The sequence below is a fragment of the Thalassospira sp. genome, from assembly GCF_030690045.1.
Taxonomy (GTDB): domain Bacteria; phylum Pseudomonadota; class Alphaproteobacteria; order Rhodospirillales; family Thalassospiraceae; genus Thalassospira.
In genome coordinates, this window is the sequence record NZ_JAUYHK010000021.1 from 232,740 (window position 1) to 250,325 (window position 17,586).

The 17,586-nt window shown below is 54.9% G+C and carries 16 protein-coding genes; 13 read left to right on the forward strand and 3 right to left on the reverse strand.

Annotation, left to right across the window (positions count from 1 at the left end; all coding sequences use genetic code 11):
• The first annotated feature begins 133 nt into the window (after window positions 1-133).
• From Q8O73_RS18400 to pgmG, 6 genes are all read left to right on the forward strand, one after another.
• A complete protein-coding gene (locus tag Q8O73_RS18400; protein ID WP_305559661.1) occupies window positions 134-1,015 on the forward strand; it encodes a division plane positioning ATPase MipZ in 882 nt (293 codons plus the stop codon).
• Window positions 1,016-1,064: 49 nt separating this feature from the next.
• Window positions 1,065-1,790, forward strand: a complete 726-nt coding sequence (locus Q8O73_RS18405; RefSeq protein WP_305559662.1) for a VWA domain-containing protein — start codon at window positions 1,065-1,067, stop codon at window positions 1,788-1,790.
• On the forward strand, window positions 1,790-2,608 hold the full coding sequence (locus tag Q8O73_RS18410; protein ID WP_305559663.1) for a DnaJ domain-containing protein: 819 nt from the start codon (window positions 1,790-1,792) through the stop codon (window positions 2,606-2,608). Before Q8O73_RS18405 ends, Q8O73_RS18410 begins: the two co-directional genes overlap by 1 nt.
• A 126-nt stretch (window positions 2,609-2,734) precedes the next feature.
• Complete coding sequence (gene galU / locus Q8O73_RS18415) at window positions 2,735-3,622, forward strand: UTP--glucose-1-phosphate uridylyltransferase GalU (protein ID WP_305559664.1); 888 nt, start codon at window positions 2,735-2,737, stop codon at window positions 3,620-3,622.
• A 46-nt stretch (window positions 3,623-3,668) separates the two neighbouring features.
• Entirely contained in the window at window positions 3,669-4,991 is a 1,323-nt protein-coding gene (locus Q8O73_RS18420; RefSeq protein ID WP_305559665.1) for a UDP-glucose/GDP-mannose dehydrogenase family protein, read from the forward strand.
• Window positions 4,991-6,403, forward strand: a complete 1,413-nt coding sequence (pgmG, locus tag Q8O73_RS18425; RefSeq protein WP_305559666.1) for a phosphoglucomutase/phosphomannomutase PgmG — start codon at window positions 4,991-4,993, stop codon at window positions 6,401-6,403. Before Q8O73_RS18420 ends, pgmG begins: the two co-directional genes overlap by 1 nt.
• An 80-nt stretch (window positions 6,404-6,483) precedes the next feature.
• Here the strand turns inward: pgmG and Q8O73_RS18430 are convergent, their stop codons facing one another.
• Window positions 6,484-7,776: a D-alanyl-D-alanine carboxypeptidase gene (locus tag Q8O73_RS18430; protein WP_305559667.1), complete on the reverse strand. Its 1,293-nt coding sequence runs from the start codon at window positions 7,774-7,776 to the stop codon at window positions 6,484-6,486.
• 178 nt (window positions 7,777-7,954) lie between these two features.
• Between Q8O73_RS18430 and Q8O73_RS18435 the strand changes: the two genes are divergently transcribed.
• Window positions 7,955-8,707, forward strand: a complete 753-nt coding sequence (locus Q8O73_RS18435) for a hypothetical protein (RefSeq protein WP_305559668.1) — start codon at window positions 7,955-7,957, stop codon at window positions 8,705-8,707.
• Window positions 8,708-8,920: 213 nt separating this feature from the next.
• Here Q8O73_RS18435 and Q8O73_RS18440 read toward each other — a convergent pair whose 3' ends face one another.
• Window positions 8,921-9,325, reverse strand: coding sequence for a hypothetical protein (locus tag Q8O73_RS18440; RefSeq protein ID WP_305559669.1), 405 nt, complete (start codon window positions 9,323-9,325; stop codon window positions 8,921-8,923).
• Between Q8O73_RS18440 and Q8O73_RS18445 the strand changes: the two genes are divergently transcribed.
• From Q8O73_RS18445 to Q8O73_RS18470, 6 genes are all read left to right on the forward strand, one after another.
• Window positions 9,315-9,950: a phasin family protein gene (locus Q8O73_RS18445; protein WP_305559670.1), complete on the forward strand. Its 636-nt coding sequence runs from the start codon at window positions 9,315-9,317 to the stop codon at window positions 9,948-9,950. The genes Q8O73_RS18440 and Q8O73_RS18445 overlap by 11 nt on opposite strands.
• Before the next feature lie 252 nt (window positions 9,951-10,202).
• Window positions 10,203-10,529 (forward strand): ATP-dependent Clp protease adapter ClpS, encoded by a 327-nt coding sequence (clpS, locus tag Q8O73_RS18450; protein WP_305559671.1) that lies wholly within the window; start codon window positions 10,203-10,205, stop codon window positions 10,527-10,529.
• A 3-nt stretch (window positions 10,530-10,532) separates the two neighbouring features.
• Window positions 10,533-12,851 carry an ATP-dependent Clp protease ATP-binding subunit ClpA gene (gene clpA, locus Q8O73_RS18455; protein ID WP_305559672.1) on the forward strand — a complete coding sequence of 773 codons (2,319 nt, stop codon included), beginning with the start codon at window positions 10,533-10,535 and terminating at the stop codon, window positions 12,849-12,851.
• A gap of 130 nt (window positions 12,852-12,981) precedes the next feature.
• The gene (locus tag Q8O73_RS18460; RefSeq protein ID WP_305559673.1) at window positions 12,982-13,536 is read left to right on the forward strand and encodes a hypothetical protein; all 555 of its coding nucleotides are present in this window, start codon (window positions 12,982-12,984) and stop codon (window positions 13,534-13,536) included.
• Window positions 13,537-14,046: 510 nt separating this feature from the next.
• Window positions 14,047-14,667 (forward strand): hypothetical protein, encoded by a 621-nt coding sequence (locus tag Q8O73_RS18465; protein WP_305559674.1) that lies wholly within the window; start codon window positions 14,047-14,049, stop codon window positions 14,665-14,667.
• 9 nt (window positions 14,668-14,676) lie between these two features.
• Entirely contained in the window at window positions 14,677-16,359 is a 1,683-nt protein-coding gene (locus Q8O73_RS18470; RefSeq protein WP_305559675.1) for a methyl-accepting chemotaxis protein, read from the forward strand.
• On the opposite strand, the gene Q8O73_RS18475 is transcribed toward Q8O73_RS18470, so the two are convergent.
• Window positions 16,356-17,540 (reverse strand): GNAT family N-acetyltransferase, encoded by a 1,185-nt coding sequence (locus tag Q8O73_RS18475; protein WP_305559676.1) that lies wholly within the window; start codon window positions 17,538-17,540, stop codon window positions 16,356-16,358. The two genes, Q8O73_RS18470 and Q8O73_RS18475, sit on opposite strands and share 4 nt — an antisense overlap.
• Window positions 17,541-17,586 lie beyond the last annotated feature (46 nt).

Here is a 17,586-nt window from a genome sequence, read left to right on the forward strand (position 1 = left end):
CAAGAGAGATCTGTCATATGCCTTACAGGCAAACAATGCTTCGTCATGTCATTAAGACTTGATTTTTGGTTATAAAGGCGTTCATTCACGGATCAGGGACAGTTATGATTCGACCAGAACGGAGCAAGGCGCGATGACGGGGCAGCCGACCGACGCGACGGGGGAAAACACCACCGCGACAAAGCCGCGCAAGCGTGCGCATGTCATTGTGATTGGCAATGAAAAAGGCGGATCGGGTAAATCGACCACGGCAATGCATTTGGTCGTTTCCCTGTTAAGAATGGGGTTTCGGGTTGGCTCGATGGATATCGATGCCCGGCAGGGAACCCTGACGCGCTATGTCGAGAACCGGGTAGCTTTTAATGCGGCGCGCAAATTGTCGATGCCGATGCCCGAACATCGCAGCGTACCGCGCAGTGAGATTGAAGACGGAACCGCCGCCAAACTGGACGAGCGGGACCGCTTTACCAATGCGCTGGGTGAACTGGTGATGACGTGCGATTTTGTCATCCTCGATTGCCCCGGCAGTGACAATTACCTGTCGCGGCTTGGGCATTCCTGCGCCGATACGCTGGTGACGCCGATCAATGACAGTTATATTGATCTCGATATGTTGGCCCGTGTCGATTCCGAAACCCTTGAAATCAAGGGACCCAGCATTTACGCCGAAATGGTCTGGGATGCGCGCAAGCGCCGGGCGGCGGTGGATGGCGGCACCATCGACTGGGTGGTGATGCGCAATCGCCTGTCGCATCTTGATGCACGCAACAAACGCGATATTGCCGATATCCTTGATAAACTGGCCGAACGCATCCGGTTTCGGGTGGCCCCCGGTTTTGGGGAACGGGTGATTTACCGTGAATTGTTCCTCAAAGGGATGACCCTGCTGGATTTGCGGGAAAAGGGCACGGGCATTTCGCTCAGCATGTCGCATATGGCGGCCCGGCAGGAAGTTCGGCAATTGCTCGAAGTGATCGGCTTCTCACCTGCCGAGGGTGAAGAGTTGCCGATCTGATGTAAACTGCCGATATTATATCGCAGGATTTCATCACACACAGACCGGCATGACGAAAAACAAGGACGTAACATCTTCTTCATCCCCTGCGGATGCCGTTGCCGAATTTCTGGGCAAGGCACGGGCCTTGTCGGCTGTTGCTCCGGCATCGGGTCCCGCACAGGCGCGGCTGATTTTTGCGATGGATGCCACCGCCAGCCGCCAGCCCAGCTGGGACAAGGCCGCCGACATTCAGGCCGGTATGTTTGACGCGGTGGCGCGTCTGGGCACACTTGATATTCAACTGGTGTATTTTCGCGGTTTTGGCGAATGCAAGGCCAGCAACTGGTGTCGGGATGCCGCGATGTTGCGCGACCGCATGACGGCGGTGGAGTGTCGGGCCGGGCATACGCAGCTTGGCCGGGTTTTGGAACATGTGATCCGCCAGCATCAAAAAAAGCCGGTCAATGCCCTGATTTATGTCGGTGATTGTCTGGAAGAAGATGCCGATCATCTGGGCCATCAGGCCGGGCAACTTGGCCTGACCGGGGTGCGGGCCTTCATGTTTCACGAAGGATCGGACCAAAAGGCCGAACAGGTTTTTCGCGATATTGCCCGTGTCACCGGTGGGGCATTTGCCCGGTTTGACAGTTCGGCCCCTGACCGGCTGAAAGAATTGCTGGGCGCGATTGCCGCCTTTGCGATGGGCGGGTTTGATGAACTGACTCGTTATGAGGCCCGTCAGGGGTCGCCGGAATTGCGTTTGTTGACCGACCAGTTACGGCGGGACCGGTAATGGCTTGGCTGTTATTGGGAATTGCGTTGTTTGTGGCTGTCGGGTTTGTAGTTCGCTGGGCTGGCAATGCCGAACCGGCGGATGTCAAAAAGGCCGGATTTTATCTGGTTATTGCGGTTTTTGCCCTGCTTTTGGGCTGGCTTGTGCTGTCGGGCAAGTTGGCGGCGATGATTGCTGCCGTATTTGCGTCCCTTCCTTTCCTTTTTCGTGCCCTGAAAATTGGCTTATTGTGGCCATTATTGCGACGCATGGTTGCGGGAACACAGGGTGTGGGCGGCATGGGACAATCCCGCAACGGGGGTGGTTCCGGTCGTGTTTCTGAAATCAAAACCGCATTTTTGCAGATGCGCCTTGACCATGATTCCGGCCAGTTGGGTGGATTTGTCGTGGCAGGCAGTCTGGTCGGTCGCGATCTTGACACCTTGGGGATACAAGACTTGCAAACCCTGTTTGTGGAATGTTGCGGGGCAACAGATCAAAGCCATTCGGTTCTGGAAACCTATCTGGACCGGCGGCGCGATTGTCCGGGCTGGCGAAACTGGGAATGCGTGCGTCGCGCCAGTGGTTCCGGCACGTCGTATCACGATCAAACAGGAGATGACCGGGCAGAGGCGGCAGGCAGATTTCAGGATGGCACCATGGATGCGGTCGAGGCTCGCCGCATTTTGGGAGTTCCTGAAACGGCAAGCCGCGCTGAAATCAATCAGGCGTATCAAAATCTGATCAAGGCCTTTCATCCCGATCATGGCGGTTCGGATTATCTGGCCGCCAAAATCAACGAGGCGCGCAGTTTGTTACTGAAATTGTGCGGAGATTGATGCGGATGATCTCACGGCTTGCTTGATTGCCGGTTGTGAAATGTGGCAGAACAGGGGGCATGGCAATATGCGACCTGATACGGCAAATCCTGCTGTTTATGCCGCTAAAAACAAAGGAAAGAAGGCATGACGAAAAAAATCAGAAAGGCAGTGTTCCCGGTGGCTGGCATGGGGACGCGGTTTTTACCTGCGACCAAGGCGATGCCCAAGGAAATGTTGCCGGTTGTGGATAAGCCGCTGATTCAATACGCCGTTGAAGAAGCCGCCGCCGCAGGAATTGAAGAATTTATTTTCGTCACCGGTCGCGGCAAAACCGCGATCGAGGATCATTTCGACCGCTCTGGCGAACTTGAAGCCATTCTGGAAGAACGCGGCAAACTGGATCTGCTGGAAACCGCGATGGCGATGATTCCCAAGAATGGCCGGGTTTCCTATACCCGTCAGGGTAATCCGCTGGGGCTGGGGCATGCGGTTTTATGTGCGAAATCGCTGATTGGCGATGAACCCTTTGTGGTGTTGCTGGCCGACGATTTGATTCAGTCAGATACCCCCTGCATGAAACAGATGATCGAAAGTTATGGCCGGACCGGCGGCAACATGGTTGCCGTGATGGATGTCCCGCGCGAGGAAACCCAACGTTACGGCGTTCTGGAGGTCGAAGGCACCAATGGCCGTCTGGTCAGTGCGTGCGGCATGGTTGAAAAACCCAAACCCGAAGATGCGCCCTCCACCCTGTCGGCAATTGGTCGCTATATTCTGGATCCGGGTATATTTGAAACTCTGGAAACCATCCCGCGTGGGGCCGGTAATGAAATTCAGCTGACCGATGCACTGGCCGCGATGATCGGCAAGGTCCCGTTTTACGGATACCGGTTTGAAGGCCGCCGATTTGATTGCGGCAACAAGATAGGCTTTTTGCAGGCGACCATTGCCTTTGCCCTTGAACGTCCGGATTTGCGCGATGAAATGCGCGCCGTTGTCCGGGAATTTGTCGAAAGCGGCGCTGCGGAATAATCCTCTTTCACCTCGCTTTGATTAAAAAACATAAGGTAAAACCTCGATGCGCGTTGCTATGATTGGTACCGGTTATGTCGGTCTTGTGTCCGGTGCCTGTTTTTCGGAATTCGGTACAGATGTGATCTGTGTCGATAAGGATGCCGAAAAAATCAAACGTCTTGAAGACGGCATCATGCCGATTTACGAGCCGGGTCTTGAGGTTGTCGTTGAAAATAACGTCAAGGCGGGTCGCCTGACCTTCACCACTGATCTGAAAGAAGGGGTAAAGGGGGCTGACGCCGTCTTTATCGCCGTGGGAACGCCGACCCGCCGGGGCGACGGCCATGCCGATCTCAGCTATGTCTATGCCGCCGCCGTCGAAATTGCCGAGGCGATGGAAGGTTTCACCGTGATTGTCACCAAATCGACAGTCCCGGTTGGCACCGGGCGCGAGGTGGAACGCATCATCCGGGAAACCCGCCCGGATGCCGATTTTGCCGTCGTCTCGAACCCGGAATTCCTGCGCGAAGGATCAGCAATCGAGGATTTCATGCGCCCGGACCGGGTTGTCATTGGTACCAGTGACGAACGGGCCCGTGAGGTGATGCGCGATCTGTACCGTCCGCTTTTCCTGATCGAAACCCCGATTGTTTTCACCACCCGTGAAACATCGGAAATGATCAAATATGCCGCCAATACCTTTTTGGCAGCCAAAATCACCTTCATCAATGAAATCGCCGATCTGTGTGAAAAGGTCGGGGCCGATGTTCATGATGTCGCCCGCGGCATTGGCCTTGATGGCCGGATTGGCAAGAAGTTTTTGCATGCCGGTCCGGGCTATGGCGGGTCCTGTTTTCCCAAGGATACGCTGGCACTGGTGCGCACCGCCCAGCAACATTCATCCCCCTTGCGGATTATCGAGGCGGTGGTCGCCGTGAATGATGCCCGCAAGAAATCAATGGCAGGGCGGATTATCGAGGCCTGCGGCGGGTCGATTGCGGGTAAAACCATCGGTATTCTGGGGTTGGCGTTCAAACCCAATACCGATGACATGCGCGATTCACCCAGTCTGGATATCGTACCGATGCTGATCGAGGCCGGGGCGACTGTGCGTGGTTATGATCCCGAGGCGATGGGCGAGGCGGCCAAACTGTTGCCCGATATCACCTTTTGCGACAGCGCCTTTGACACGATCGAAGGGGCCGATGCCATGGTGATTGTCACTGAATGGAACGAGTTTCGCGGTCTTGATCTGAAACGGGTCAAGGCGGCATTGAAAACGCCTGTGGTCGTTGATTTGCGCAATGTTTATGAACCGCGCGAAATGCGTGAGCATGGCTTTGCATATAGCTGTATTGGCCGGGCCAATATTGGAGGTAAGGAATAATGGCAGTCTCTGCCGGACATAAATTCGATCCGTCTGTCTTGCGCGAATATGACGTGCGCGGCGTTGTCGGTAAAACCCTGCATGCCGAAGATGCCCGCGCCCTTGGCAAGGCATTCGGCACCAAGGTTCTGCGCAGCGGTGGCAAACGGGTTGCGGTTGGTCGCGATGGCCGTCTCAGTTCGCCTGATATGGCCGATGCACTGATCGATGGATTGCGCAGCACGGGTTGTAATGTCATCCGCATCGCGATGGGCCCGACCCCGATGCTGTATTTCACGGTCTATGACCAGAAAACAGACGCCGGAATCATGGTTACCGGGTCGCATAATCCGTCGGATTATAATGGTTTTAAAATGCTGAATGGCGGCAAGTCAGTGTTTGGCGACGCCATTCAGGAATTGGGTAAAATGGCCGCGGCGGGAGATTTTGAAACCGGCAATGGCACGCTGGAAGATGTCGATGTCGAAGACCGCTATGTCGAACGTCTTGTCGCGGAACTGGATGTCGATGTTGCCAAACCGATGACGATTGTCTGGGATTGCGGCAATGGTGCCAGTGGCAATGTTGTGCGCAAACTGACGGCAAAACTGCCGGGGAACCACCATTTACTGTTTGATGATATTGACGGCACTTTCCCCAATCACCATCCGGACCCGACGGTCGAGGCCAATCTGGTGGATATCAAGGCCGCCGTTAAGGCCCATAAGGCCGATTGGGGTGTGGCGTTTGACGGCGATGGCGACCGGATTGGTGTGGTCGATGGCCGGGGCAAGGTTCTGTGGGGCGATCAGCTGTTGCAGATTTATGCTGCCGACGTGTTGCAGCGTCAACCGGGGGCCGCGATCATTGCCGATGTCAAGGCCAGCCAGACCCTGTTTGACGAGGTGACCCGTCTGGGGGGCGAGGCCATCATGTGGAAAACCGGCCATTCCCTGATCAAGACAAAAATGATCGAATCCAAAGCCCCGATTGCCGGGGAAATGAGTGGCCATATCTTTTTTGCCGAACGGTATTATGGTTATGACGATGCGATGTATGCCGCCGTGCGGCTCTATCGCATTCTGGTACAAAGCGGCAAAAGCCTTGATATGTGGCATGATGCGATGCCGGTGGCCGTCAATACGCCGGAAACCCGGATAGAGTGCCCCGATGATCGCAAATTTGCCCTGATCGAAGAAGTCCGCGCCCGCCTGTCGCAGGCCGGGGCAGAGGTCAATGGCATTGATGGTGTGCGGGTGCGAACCGATGATGGCTGGTGGCTGTTGCGGGCCTCAAACACCCAGCCCGCCATTGTTGCGCGTTGCGAGGCCGCTGATGAAGCGGGCCTTGTCCGTTTGAAGGAACAGGTGACGATCCAGCTTGCCCAAAGCGGCCTGCGTGGGGATTTCTTTGCGCCGGGGGGCGGTCACTGATTTTGTGATTCTCTTCCACCCAAAACAAAAGGCCGCCGAAATTTCCGGCGGCCTTTTTCGTGGAGTGTCGCAGAAGAAACTCAGCCAGCTTCACCGGTTGCAACCGGGATGCAGGCAACCTTTTCCTTGATCAGAACACTACATGCATTCCGGGCTTCGGCTTCGGCCTCAAATCCAATCAGGCGGGCTCGATAGACAACCCCGTTGCTGGAATTTTGCCGTTCAACAGCCGCACGGGTCAGGCGCAGGACATCCGGTGCACTGCGGGCTGCTGCAAGGACTGCCTCTTGTGCCCGGCGCTGGTCGCTGAATGCGCCAACCTGAATGCCCCAACTGCCTTCAGTCGGACGCAGGCGCGTCACAACGGTTTCGGTATCGATCCGTGAGGGCTGCTGTTCGGCCTCGGTGGCGTTGTTCAGTTTGGCAATCAGCAATTGGGCATCGGCGGGCAGAATTTTGTTTTCCGGGCTGAAACGCGGGCGAGGGGGCGCAATGTCGCCGCCTTTTTTCAGATCAAGATAAGCCTGATCCAGTAATTTTTTCATCTGGTCATCGCGCGACCGCGCCGTGCGGCCACCAAAAACAACCCCGATCAGGCGTTTGTCATTGCGGTTGACCGATGCCAGCAGATTAAAGCCCGATGCATTGATATAGCCGGTCTTGATGCCATCGGTGCCGTAATAGGACGCCAGCAAATTATTGTGGTTGCCATAGGTGCGGTTGGCATAGGTGAATTTGGCGGTGCTGAAATAATGGTAATAATCACCAAAATTTTCACGCAACGCCACACCCAGTCGGATCATGTCCCGCGCCGTGGTCATCTGTCCACGATCCGGAAGGCCCGATGCATTGCGAAATGTGGTGCTATTCATGCCAATGGCTCGGGCCTTGGCCGTCATCATCTGGGCAAATTTGATTTCGGTTTCGCCCAGATGTTCGGCGACGACGACCGCAATATCATTGGCCGATTTGGTCACCAGCGCAAAAATCGCATCTTTGACGGTAATGGTTTGTCCGGCACTGAGGCCCAGTTTCGACGGTGCCTGACCCCAGGCGCGTTTGGAAACTTTCATCTTGGTCGACAGGCTGACCTTGCCCGAATCCAGAGCGTCAAACACCATATACAGCGTCATGATCTTGGTCAGGGAGGCCGGATAAACTTTTTGATCGGGCAGGTGTTCATACAAAACATTGCCGGTATCGGCATCAATCACCATCCCGGCATAGGTTCGTGCCTGTGCCGGTGTCACCATCATGCCAAAACACAGCATCAGGGCGAATGCAGCCATCAGGGTACGCAAGACGGGCGTACGCTTGAAAAGGCTGATTTTTTGCATCGCCGGTATCATGGCGACAAGAAGCGGAAGATGCATGACGTCTGTCCGACCTGATTAAGGAACCCCGAATAACGAATTACACTAACATGCCCGCATCGTGTTAAAAAAATGCTTAACGGATGTTAAATAGGTAGCTTGAAATGCGCCTTGCCGCTGCCTTAATTACACATAACCTTAGGCGCGTATGCGGGGTCTGTCAAAATAGAGGTATGGAATGACACATAAATTTCCCGGAAAAGGCAAAGGGTTGGGCCGGTCTGCCTTGCGGTTTGCGTCGGGGGTATCCCTTGTTGCGGCGGCGGCGATATTGGCCGGATGTGCGTTTACGGGCACCAATGACATTGCGAATCCTGTGACGCGCAAGGCGACGTGGTTTTCCTTTCTGAATGCCGATGATCTGCGAACGGCCTGCGATGCCGGACAGGCCGATGGGTGGATTCGGCTGGTTTATAACGCCAGATATTATGACGAAACCCGCAGCTTTGATCTGAGCCCGGCACCCGATGGTAGTGACCGTTTCGAGATGACATCGCGGATTTTTGGCCCGATTGATGTCAGTTCGGTTGATGTCACGGTCAATGCGCCGCTGGGCGCGTTTGGCGGTGATGAAGTCCGCAAAACCATCAGCCGGGATGACTATCTGGCCCTGACCGATGCCTTGCAGCAGGATGGGTTTGGCTATCAGAGTCGCGACGGCTTGCGGTTGAATTCCAACGATTATTACTGGGTTGCGATTGGCTGTTCGACCGGCAATGTCACGCTGGCGGCATGGACATCGGCCAGTGATGATCTTGGCGGCCTGCATTTCCCTGATGTCGTGGCGCAGATTTCCGGGCAAACCAGCCCGTTGCCACAGCCGCCATCTGCGGATGCTCCCAAATTACCGGACCCGGTTTATGGCGGCAATGATCGCAAAAATGACGGGCGTGATTTTTACCGGACGGTGCGCGGCAATATGCTGCGATAACCCGTCACGATAGGGCGAAACAGGGCCGCCGGGCGAAAATGCCGGGGGGCCCTGTTTTTTTCTGTGTGTGGGGCTTGAAATTTCTTGCGTGGTCATAAGGGGTTGGCAGAAAGACGCCGACTTTGACGGAATTGTCACCAAACTATCCTTGACGATAACGGGTATTTCCATCTAAGGTTATGTTGCGATGCAGCATGATTTCAGTGAATCCCCTTAAATTGTGGAGGACGGCACGATGGTGACGACCCCTAAAAAAACGTCTGCGAAAACAGCAAAAGTTTCAGGTGGCAAGGCAAAAGCTCCGGTTTCCGGCGTCAAGGCTCCGGTTTCCGGCGTCAAGGCTCCGGAAAGAAAGGTGATGCCAAAGGCTTCTGCTGCAAGTGCGAGTAATTCCAATATAAAGTCCGTGCCAACACCCCGGACTGTAACCACAGGTTCTGCTTTGGAAGCCAAGGCGGCGACCAGTGCGCCGGTTTCAGCCAAGCCTCCTGTCGCGGCGGCACCGAAGGCTGCCGAACCGCTGAAAGCGGCTCCCGTCAAGGCGGAGCCGGTGACGTCCGAAGCCAAGGCGCCGGAAAAGGCACTTGAAAAACTACCGGAAAAAGCGGTGGCACCCAAAGCGCCTGAGCCGGTGAAAGCGCCGGGGCCCAAAGCCAGTGCGCCCAAGCCGCAACCGGTTGCCAAGCCTGCGGCGAAGGCAGCAGAAGCACCGCTTGCTACGGCGACGATCCTGCCGTTTGAGCCGTTGCTGGAAATCTGGTCATCGCCCGAGATTGATGCGATGGTCGCGGCCAGTCAGGGGGCATTTGAAGACGGCGTTGCCGTTGCCAATGATGCCATTGTTCAGATTACCGATGCTTTTTCCGATCAGGCCGGTGTGTTTTCCGATGCCGGTTCCCGGGTTGTCGCCCAATATGAAGATTTGTGGCAGACCCAGCAGAAAAGCTGGAATGACATGTGGCAAATGTCGTCCGAACTGCTTGGCAAGGGCGGTTCGTTCGGGGCTGAACTTGTGGCATGGGCCCAGCGTGAAATGGACGCCTCGCAGGCGGACCTTGAGGCACTGGCAAAGGTTGAAAGTCTTGAAGAACTTCAGGAGCTCAACGCCCGCATTTTCAAACGCTATGTCGAAAGCGGTATGAGCGAGGCCGAAAAATTGCAGGCGATGTTGCAGGATTTCATTGATGATGGCCTTGCCACCATCAACAAGGCCACCGAAGAAGCCCTCAAACGCGCAGGCTGATATTGGGGGCAGGCAGACGACTCGCAAACGGGCGGGCATGGTCGATGATCATGCCCGTTTTTGTTTTTCCAGGGCGGCGGCGATGTGCCGGTACAAGGGAACTTTTACATGCCATCTTGCGCCGGTCTGTTCTTGCCCTACATGACTCAAAGATTGCTTTTAACGAAACGGAATGATGGTTGGCCTTGGAGGCGCGCCATTGTTGACCTATCATGGGTCAGGATTGAATGAGAAGGGTTGTAATAAGCGGGTATGAGTGATCAGGGCAATCAGGGTGACGGTCTGCCAACGACAGGGATCGTCACCAAGACGCGACCAAAGACCAAAAAACCGGCGATGTACAAGGTGTTGTTGCTCAATGATGACTACACACCGATGGAATTTGTCGTCCATGTGCTGGAACGGTTTTTCAGCAAGGGCCATGAAGAGGCAACCGAAATCATGTTGCAGGTTCATCGCAAGGGGGTCGGTATTTGCGGTGTCTTTACCTACGAAATTGCCGAGACCAAAGTTAATCAGGTGATGGATCTTGCTCGTCAGAACCAGCATCCGTTGCAGTGCACGATTGAGAAGGAGTAACCCATGCTCTCACGTAATCTGGAAGAAAGCCTGCATCGTGCGCTTGGATATGCGTCTGAGCGGCGTCACGAATATGCGACGCTGGAACATTTGCTGTTGTCGCTGACCGAAGATCAGGACGCGATATCGGTCCTGCGCGCCTGTCGGGTGGATGTGGATCGTCTGCGGGGCGAATTGCTGGAATTCACCGATAGCGAATTGTCCGGCCTGATCAGTGCGCGGCTGGTTGATCCCAAACCGACCGCCGGGTTCCAGCGGGTTATTCAGCGTGCCGCCATTCATGTGCAATCGTCGGGCCGCGAAGAAGTGACCGGTGCCAATGTTCTGGTCGCGCTGTTTTCCGAACGGGAATCGCATGCGGTTTATTATCTGCAATTACAGGACATGACGCGCCTTGATGCGGTCAATTATATTTCGCATGGTATCGCAAAATCGCCGGAACTGAACGAACGCCGCATTCCGCGGGGGGCTGACGAAGACATCGCCCCGGCAGGGACCAGGGATGCCGAGGATGCGTCTGCCCCCGATGATGGCGAAGCCCTGAAGGCTTATTGCGTCAATTTGAATGTCAAGGCGCAGGCGGGCAAGATTGACCCGCTGATCGGCCGTCAAAGCGAGATCGAACGCACCATTCAGGTCCTGTGCCGCCGCACCAAGAACAATCCGCTTTATGTCGGGGATCCGGGGGTGGGTAAAACCGCCATTGCCGAAGGATTGGCAAAGCGGATTGTCGAGGGTGATGTGCCTGAAGTTCTGGCCAATGCCACGATCTTTGCGCTGGATATGGGATCGCTTCTGGCCGGGACCCGCTATCGCGGGGATTTTGAAGAGCGTCTCAAAGCGGTGGTCAAGGAACTGGAAGCGCATGACGGGGCGGTCTTGTTTATTGACGAAATCCATACCGTGATCGGGGCCGGGGCAACGTCGGGCGGGGCGATGGATGCCTCAAACCTTCTGAAACCTGCCCTTGCCAGCGGCTCGTTGCGCTGCATCGGCTCGACCACCTACAAGGAATTCCGTGGGCATTTTGAAAAGGACCGCGCACTGGTGCGCCGGTTCCAGAAAATCGATGTCGATGAACCGTCACTGGAAGACACCATCAAGATACTCAAGGGGCTGAAACCCTATTACGAGGAACATCATCATGTGCGTTACACCAATGAGGCAATCCGCTCGGCGGTTGAACTGGCATCGCGCTATATCAGCGACCGCAAACGGCCTGATAATGCGATTGACGTGATTGACGAGGTGGGTGCGTCGCGGATGCTTGTCGCACCCGGCAAGCGCAAACGCACCATCAGCAAACGCGATGTCGAGGAAATTGTCGCCAAAATCGCCCGCATTCCGGCAAAATCGGTATCGTCCGATGATCGCAAGGTTCTGCAAACGTTGGAGCGGGACCTTAAAACCGTGGTGTTTGGTCAGGACAAGGCCATTGAGGCACTGGCAAGTGCAATCAAACTGGCGCGGGCAGGGTTGCGCGAACCGGAAAAGCCGATTGGCAGTTATTTGTTTTCCGGCCCGACCGGGGTGGGCAAAACCGAAGTCACCAAACAGCTTGCCCATGTCATGGGGATCGAATTTATCCGCTTTGACATGTCGGAATATATGGAACGCCACAGCGTCTCACGCCTGATCGGGGCACCACCCGGTTATGTCGGGTTTGATCAGGGCGGATTGTTGACCGATGCAGTGGATCAGCATCCCCATGCGGTGGTGTTGCTGGACGAAATCGAAAAGGCGCATCCGGACCTGTTCAATATTCTGCTGCAGGTGATGGATCACGGCAAACTGACCGATAATAACGGCAAGAATGTCGATTTCCGCAATATCGTTTTGGTGATGACGACCAATGCCGGGGCGTCGGACATGGCTAAACCCGCCATCGGCTTTATGCGCGAACAACGCTTTGGCGAGGATGACGAGGCGATCAAGCGCACCTTCAGTCCGGAATTCCGCAACCGTCTGGATGCGGTTATTCCGTTCGACAATCTGAAACCCGATGTCGTCAAGATGGTGGTTGATAAATTCATCCTGCAACTTGAAGCGCAGCTTGCGGATCGCAATGTGTCGATCGAACTGACCGAGGCCGCGCGGACATGGCTTGCCGACCGGGGATATGACCCGGCCTTCGGGGCGCGTCCGCTGGGCCGTGTCATTCAGGAATATGTTAAAAAACCACTGGCCGAAGAATTGCTGTTTGGCAAACTTGAAAAAGGCGGGGCTGTTCTGGTTGATATTGCCGATGGCAAGGTTGTTTTCCATTATTCCGGCATGCCGGGGCAGGTGGCGGAAACCCGCGATCCTGAAATGGTGGAATAAAGCGTGTACCTATCCTGAATTGCGGGGGCTGTGCCCGGCGCTTGCTATTGGCTGCAAGATAGTATCTTGATGGTTGTCCGGATTGCTTTATGATCCGGACAATCTTTTCATGAGGCGGTTTTAGCGGTTAATGGATTCATCAGCCCGACGACAAAATCTGAAGCAGGTAGAGCATTTTCTCTCGCAGCTTGAAAAACGTGGACGTATTTTGGTAGCCCTTGCCGCCCGGCTGGAGCGCGAGGCCGATACGCTTGACATTACCGCCTACCGTCCGTTTCGCGAAGAAGTTGATAATTTCAAGGCGCTGTCGCTGATCCTGACCGAACGGCTGGCGAAAATGGAAAGCCATTCCCGCAAGGACGAACTGGAAATCAATTTCCACCGTTTGCAGGTTCTGATGTTGCGGGTGGTGATTAAATCCAGCCTGAAATTCTTTTTTGTCATGAGCGCCAAATCCGTGCTGCCGCTGGGTTCCAAGGAACTTTTCCAAAGCGAATTGCGCACCCTTTACGAAGCAGAACGGATGTTGTCCGACCCGCGTTATGAAAGCGAACTGGACGAAAGTGCTCGCGATGATCTGGAGCTTGCCAAGGAAATCCTTGAGGAAATTATTCAGCATGCACCGACCTTGCTGAATTTTGGCGACCGCAAACCCAAACGGAAAAAAGCCCGTAAGGCCTCCTGATTTCGCATTTTGCAAAATGTGAATTCGCAAAATGCGAAAAAATAATTGCAAAACGCAATTAAATTGGACCTCAGATGGTTGTTTTGTGTCTGGTATGGTAAAAAAACTCCGGAAATTCCCTCTTTAAGACCCTTGCACAAAACTGGCACACCCTATGCATAGGGTGTGTTGGACAGTTGTTCTTTGCAGGGATGCACGCGAGTGTGTCTGGAACAATGTAATCTTCTGCAGTTTGCTCGTGTCCCAACCAAAACTCGGCGGCGGATTTTTTCCGCCGCTTTTTTCTTGGGCAAAATTCCCCCTTTCCTATCCTTTTGTGCATTTTTATCAATCCGGATGGTGTTTTGCGTATTGAAAGCGCAACGCAGCATCCTCATGTGTGCTGCATGGGTATTTTCCATATTTATAATATTCGTTAACTATACTTATGTTTAGAATCCACAGGTTTCGGGACGGGCTTTTTATTCCTGTATTGCGCGTTCTGATGATGCACAGGATGGGAGAGAAACGATGAAAATCATCCACGCAATAGTGGGTCGCGCCGTGCTGGTGGGCGGGCTGGTCGCCCTGCCACTGGCAAATGCCTGGAGCAAGGCAGAACTACCGGGGGCACCCGCATCCCTGATTGATCAAGCCTTTATTGATGATGCTCGCGACTGGCTATCCAACCCGGTTGTGGAATTGTCGGTCCAGTCGCAAAACAAATTGCGCAAAGATATGACCCAGGCCGATATCGATGCGGCTGACCAGCAATGGCTGGCCGAACGGACGGCAGATGATCAGCCCCTTGTGGCGGCGACGCTGACCAATCCGCTTTCCAGTTATCTGACGCAAATTCAGGCGCGGTCAGGCGGGGTGCTGGCCGAAGTTTTCGTTATGGATGCCAATGGACTGAATGTCGGGCAAAGCTCGATTACATCCGATTTCTGGCAGGGTGACGAAGCCAAATTCCAGAAAACCTATCCTGTCGGTATCGATGCCATTTTCATTGATGAAGCGGAATACAACGAGGACCACGATGCCTGGTTGTCGCAATTGAATATGACCTTGGCCGATGCGAATGGCGCTGCGATTGGCGCGGTAACCATTGAGATCAATCTCAATGAGTTGGCCCGGCGTCGCGGTTTATAGGAGAGTGGGATGAATTTTTTCAAAAATATGAGCATTCCGGCCAAGCTGACATCGTGTTTTGCGGTGATGGTGGCCGTGATTTTGATGGTGGCCGTGGCGGGTGTTTTTTCGATCAGCCAGGTCAAAAAGGCCGGTGATCTTCGCAATCAAATGACCGATCTTGAAGATGCCTATCGTGATCTTGACAGGTCCTATCTGATCGCGCGTCAGGAACTTGTGTATTTTCTGACCACCGGCGACCGCCGGGGGCTTGATGCCCATCAGGCGGCGTTGGGGGATATTGATCAGCAGGCCGATGTTCTGAAATCCTTTGCCGGATTTGACGCCGAAATTTCCACCCTTGTCGATGAGATGGATTCGGCTATTGACCGCTGGGAAGAAATCGCGGTCGAGCAGACACAATTGATGCGTCATTACCTGACGGTCAATCATGCCCGCGCCATTGAGGCATCGGGTGAACCCCGCGAACTGGCCGATAGCGTCAGCCGGATCGCAACCCAACTTGCCAGCCATATCGATGAAATTCTGACTGAATCGCAGCAAAGCGAACAACAGGCGATGACCCTGTTTGAACTGACGCTGGGTATTGGCGTTTTGGTTCTGATTGTCATGGCGGTTCTGTTTGGCGGTACTCTGTCGCGGATGATCGCAACACCGATCCGCAAAATGACCGAGGCGATGGGCAGTCTGGCATCGGGCAATCTGGATGTCGAAATTCTGGAAATGCAGCGCAATGACGAAGTGGGCGCAATGGCGAAATCCTTGGAGGTTTTCCGCGAAAATGCCCGTGAACGCGCCCGGATGACCGAACAGGAACGTCTTGAGGCCGAACGGCAGACCCAGCGCAACAAGCGCATGGGCGAACTGACCGCCGGGTTTGACCGCAAGATTCAGGAAGTTCTGGTGGCGGTCAGCGGTGCCTTGGGCGAAGTACGTCAGGCATCGGAAAAACTGTCGGGCCATTCCGAACAGGCCAATCAGGATGCCCGTAATGTGGCCGAACAGGCGCATGAATCCTCGGCCAATATCGAAACCGTGGCATCGGCAACCGCCGAATTGTCATCGTCGATTGCCGAAATTTCATCGCAGATCGCCCGTGTGACCCATGTCACCCAGCAGGCGGTGGCCGATACCGAACGCACCAATGCCCGTGTGGAAATGTTGAACGAGGCCGCGCAAAGTGTCGGCGAGGTTGTCAGCCTGATCAGCGACATTGCCGATCAGACCAATCTTCTGGCCCTTAATGCCACGATTGAATCGGCGCGGGCCGGTGAGGCGGGCAAGGGTTTTGCTGTGGTGGCGAACGAGGTCAAAAATCTGGCATCGCAAACCGTCAAGGCAACCGAACAGATCACGGTCAAAATCACCGAAATGCAGTCGGAAACCGGGGCGGCGGCCGATGCGGTACGCGGATTTGCCCAAACGATTCAGCAGATTGATGAACTGATGGCCGCCGTGGCCAGTGCGGTCGAAGAACAGGGTGCCGCGACCGAGGAAATATCGCGCAGTGTCGAAGGGGCCGCGAATGGCAATATTGCGATTAGCAATGCCGTTAAAAACGTGGCGCAATCGACCACCGAAAGCGGCAGCCTGTCACATGGTCAGCTTGATTGTGTCGGGCGTCTTGCCGCCGCCAATGACGAATTGCGCACCCATGTTGATGGTTTTTTAAGCGACGTCAAAAGCGTTTAGGTCCGATCATCGCCCTGTTGCCCGGTTTGGCGATAGGGCGAATGTTCGGTTTTCAGATAGTCAGAACTGGCATATATGCTGGCCCGCTCCTGATCCAGGAAGCGGGCCACGGCATTTCTAAGGCCGGGATCGCGGATCAGATGGGCGGAATGGGTCAGAACCGGTTCATAACCGCGCTGGATTTTATGTTCGCCCTGTGCCCCGGCCTCGACGGTTTTCAGGTTCCGGGCAATCGCAATGTCGATGGCCTGATAATAACAGGTTTCAAAATGCAAAAGCGGGGTGCGGTCGATTGTGCCCCAGTTGCGGCCATAAAGGGTATCCGCCCCGATCAGGTTAAGCGCCCCCGCCACCATCTCGCCATCCTTGTGCGCGCTGACCAGAATCACCTTGTCGCGCAGTCTTTCATGCAGCAATTCAAAAAAGGCACGGGTCAGATAGGGCGTGCCCCATTTGCGGTCCGATGTATCGCGGTAAAAATGATAAAACCGGTCCCAGTGCCGGGGATGCAGATCATCCCCCGATAGCGGGGCAAAGCTGTATCCCGCCTCGATCACCTGGCGGCGTTCCTTGCGCAGGTTTTTGCGTTTGCGCGAATTCAGGGCGCCCAGAAAATCATCAAAGCTCTGATATCCCTGATTTTGCCAGTGATATTGCAAACCGATCCGCCCCAGAAATCCCTGATCCTCCAGCGCGGTTCTCTCATCTTCGCTGCAAAAGGTAATATGCAGGGATGACACGCCCAGTTTTTCCGGCAATGCCATCAGGCCGCGCATCAAAAGGGCGTGCAATGATGGGGCATCGGGATGGTCGGCCTGCACCAGAAGGCGCGGGCCGGGCACCGGCGAAAAAGGAACCGCGACCTGTAATTTCGGGTAATATTGGCCCCCGGCACGCTCAAAGGCTTCGGCCCAGTTCCAGTCAAACACATATTCGCCGTATGAATGCGATTTGACATAGATCGGCACAATCCCGGCAATCTTGCCGTCCTCTTCTTCGGCAACCAGATGCATCGGGTGCCAGCCATTTTCAGCCGCCACCGATCCGCTGTCTTCAAGGGCCGACAGAAAGGCAAAACTGACAAAGGGATTGCAATCCCCCGCACAGCGATCCCATGCGGCGGCACCAATGTCATGGATATTGGTGACTGTTTTAAGGACGGGTTGCGCCGTAATTTTCAAATCCCCCTGTTGCGGTCTGTCGGTCTTGTCATGGATATACGCAATA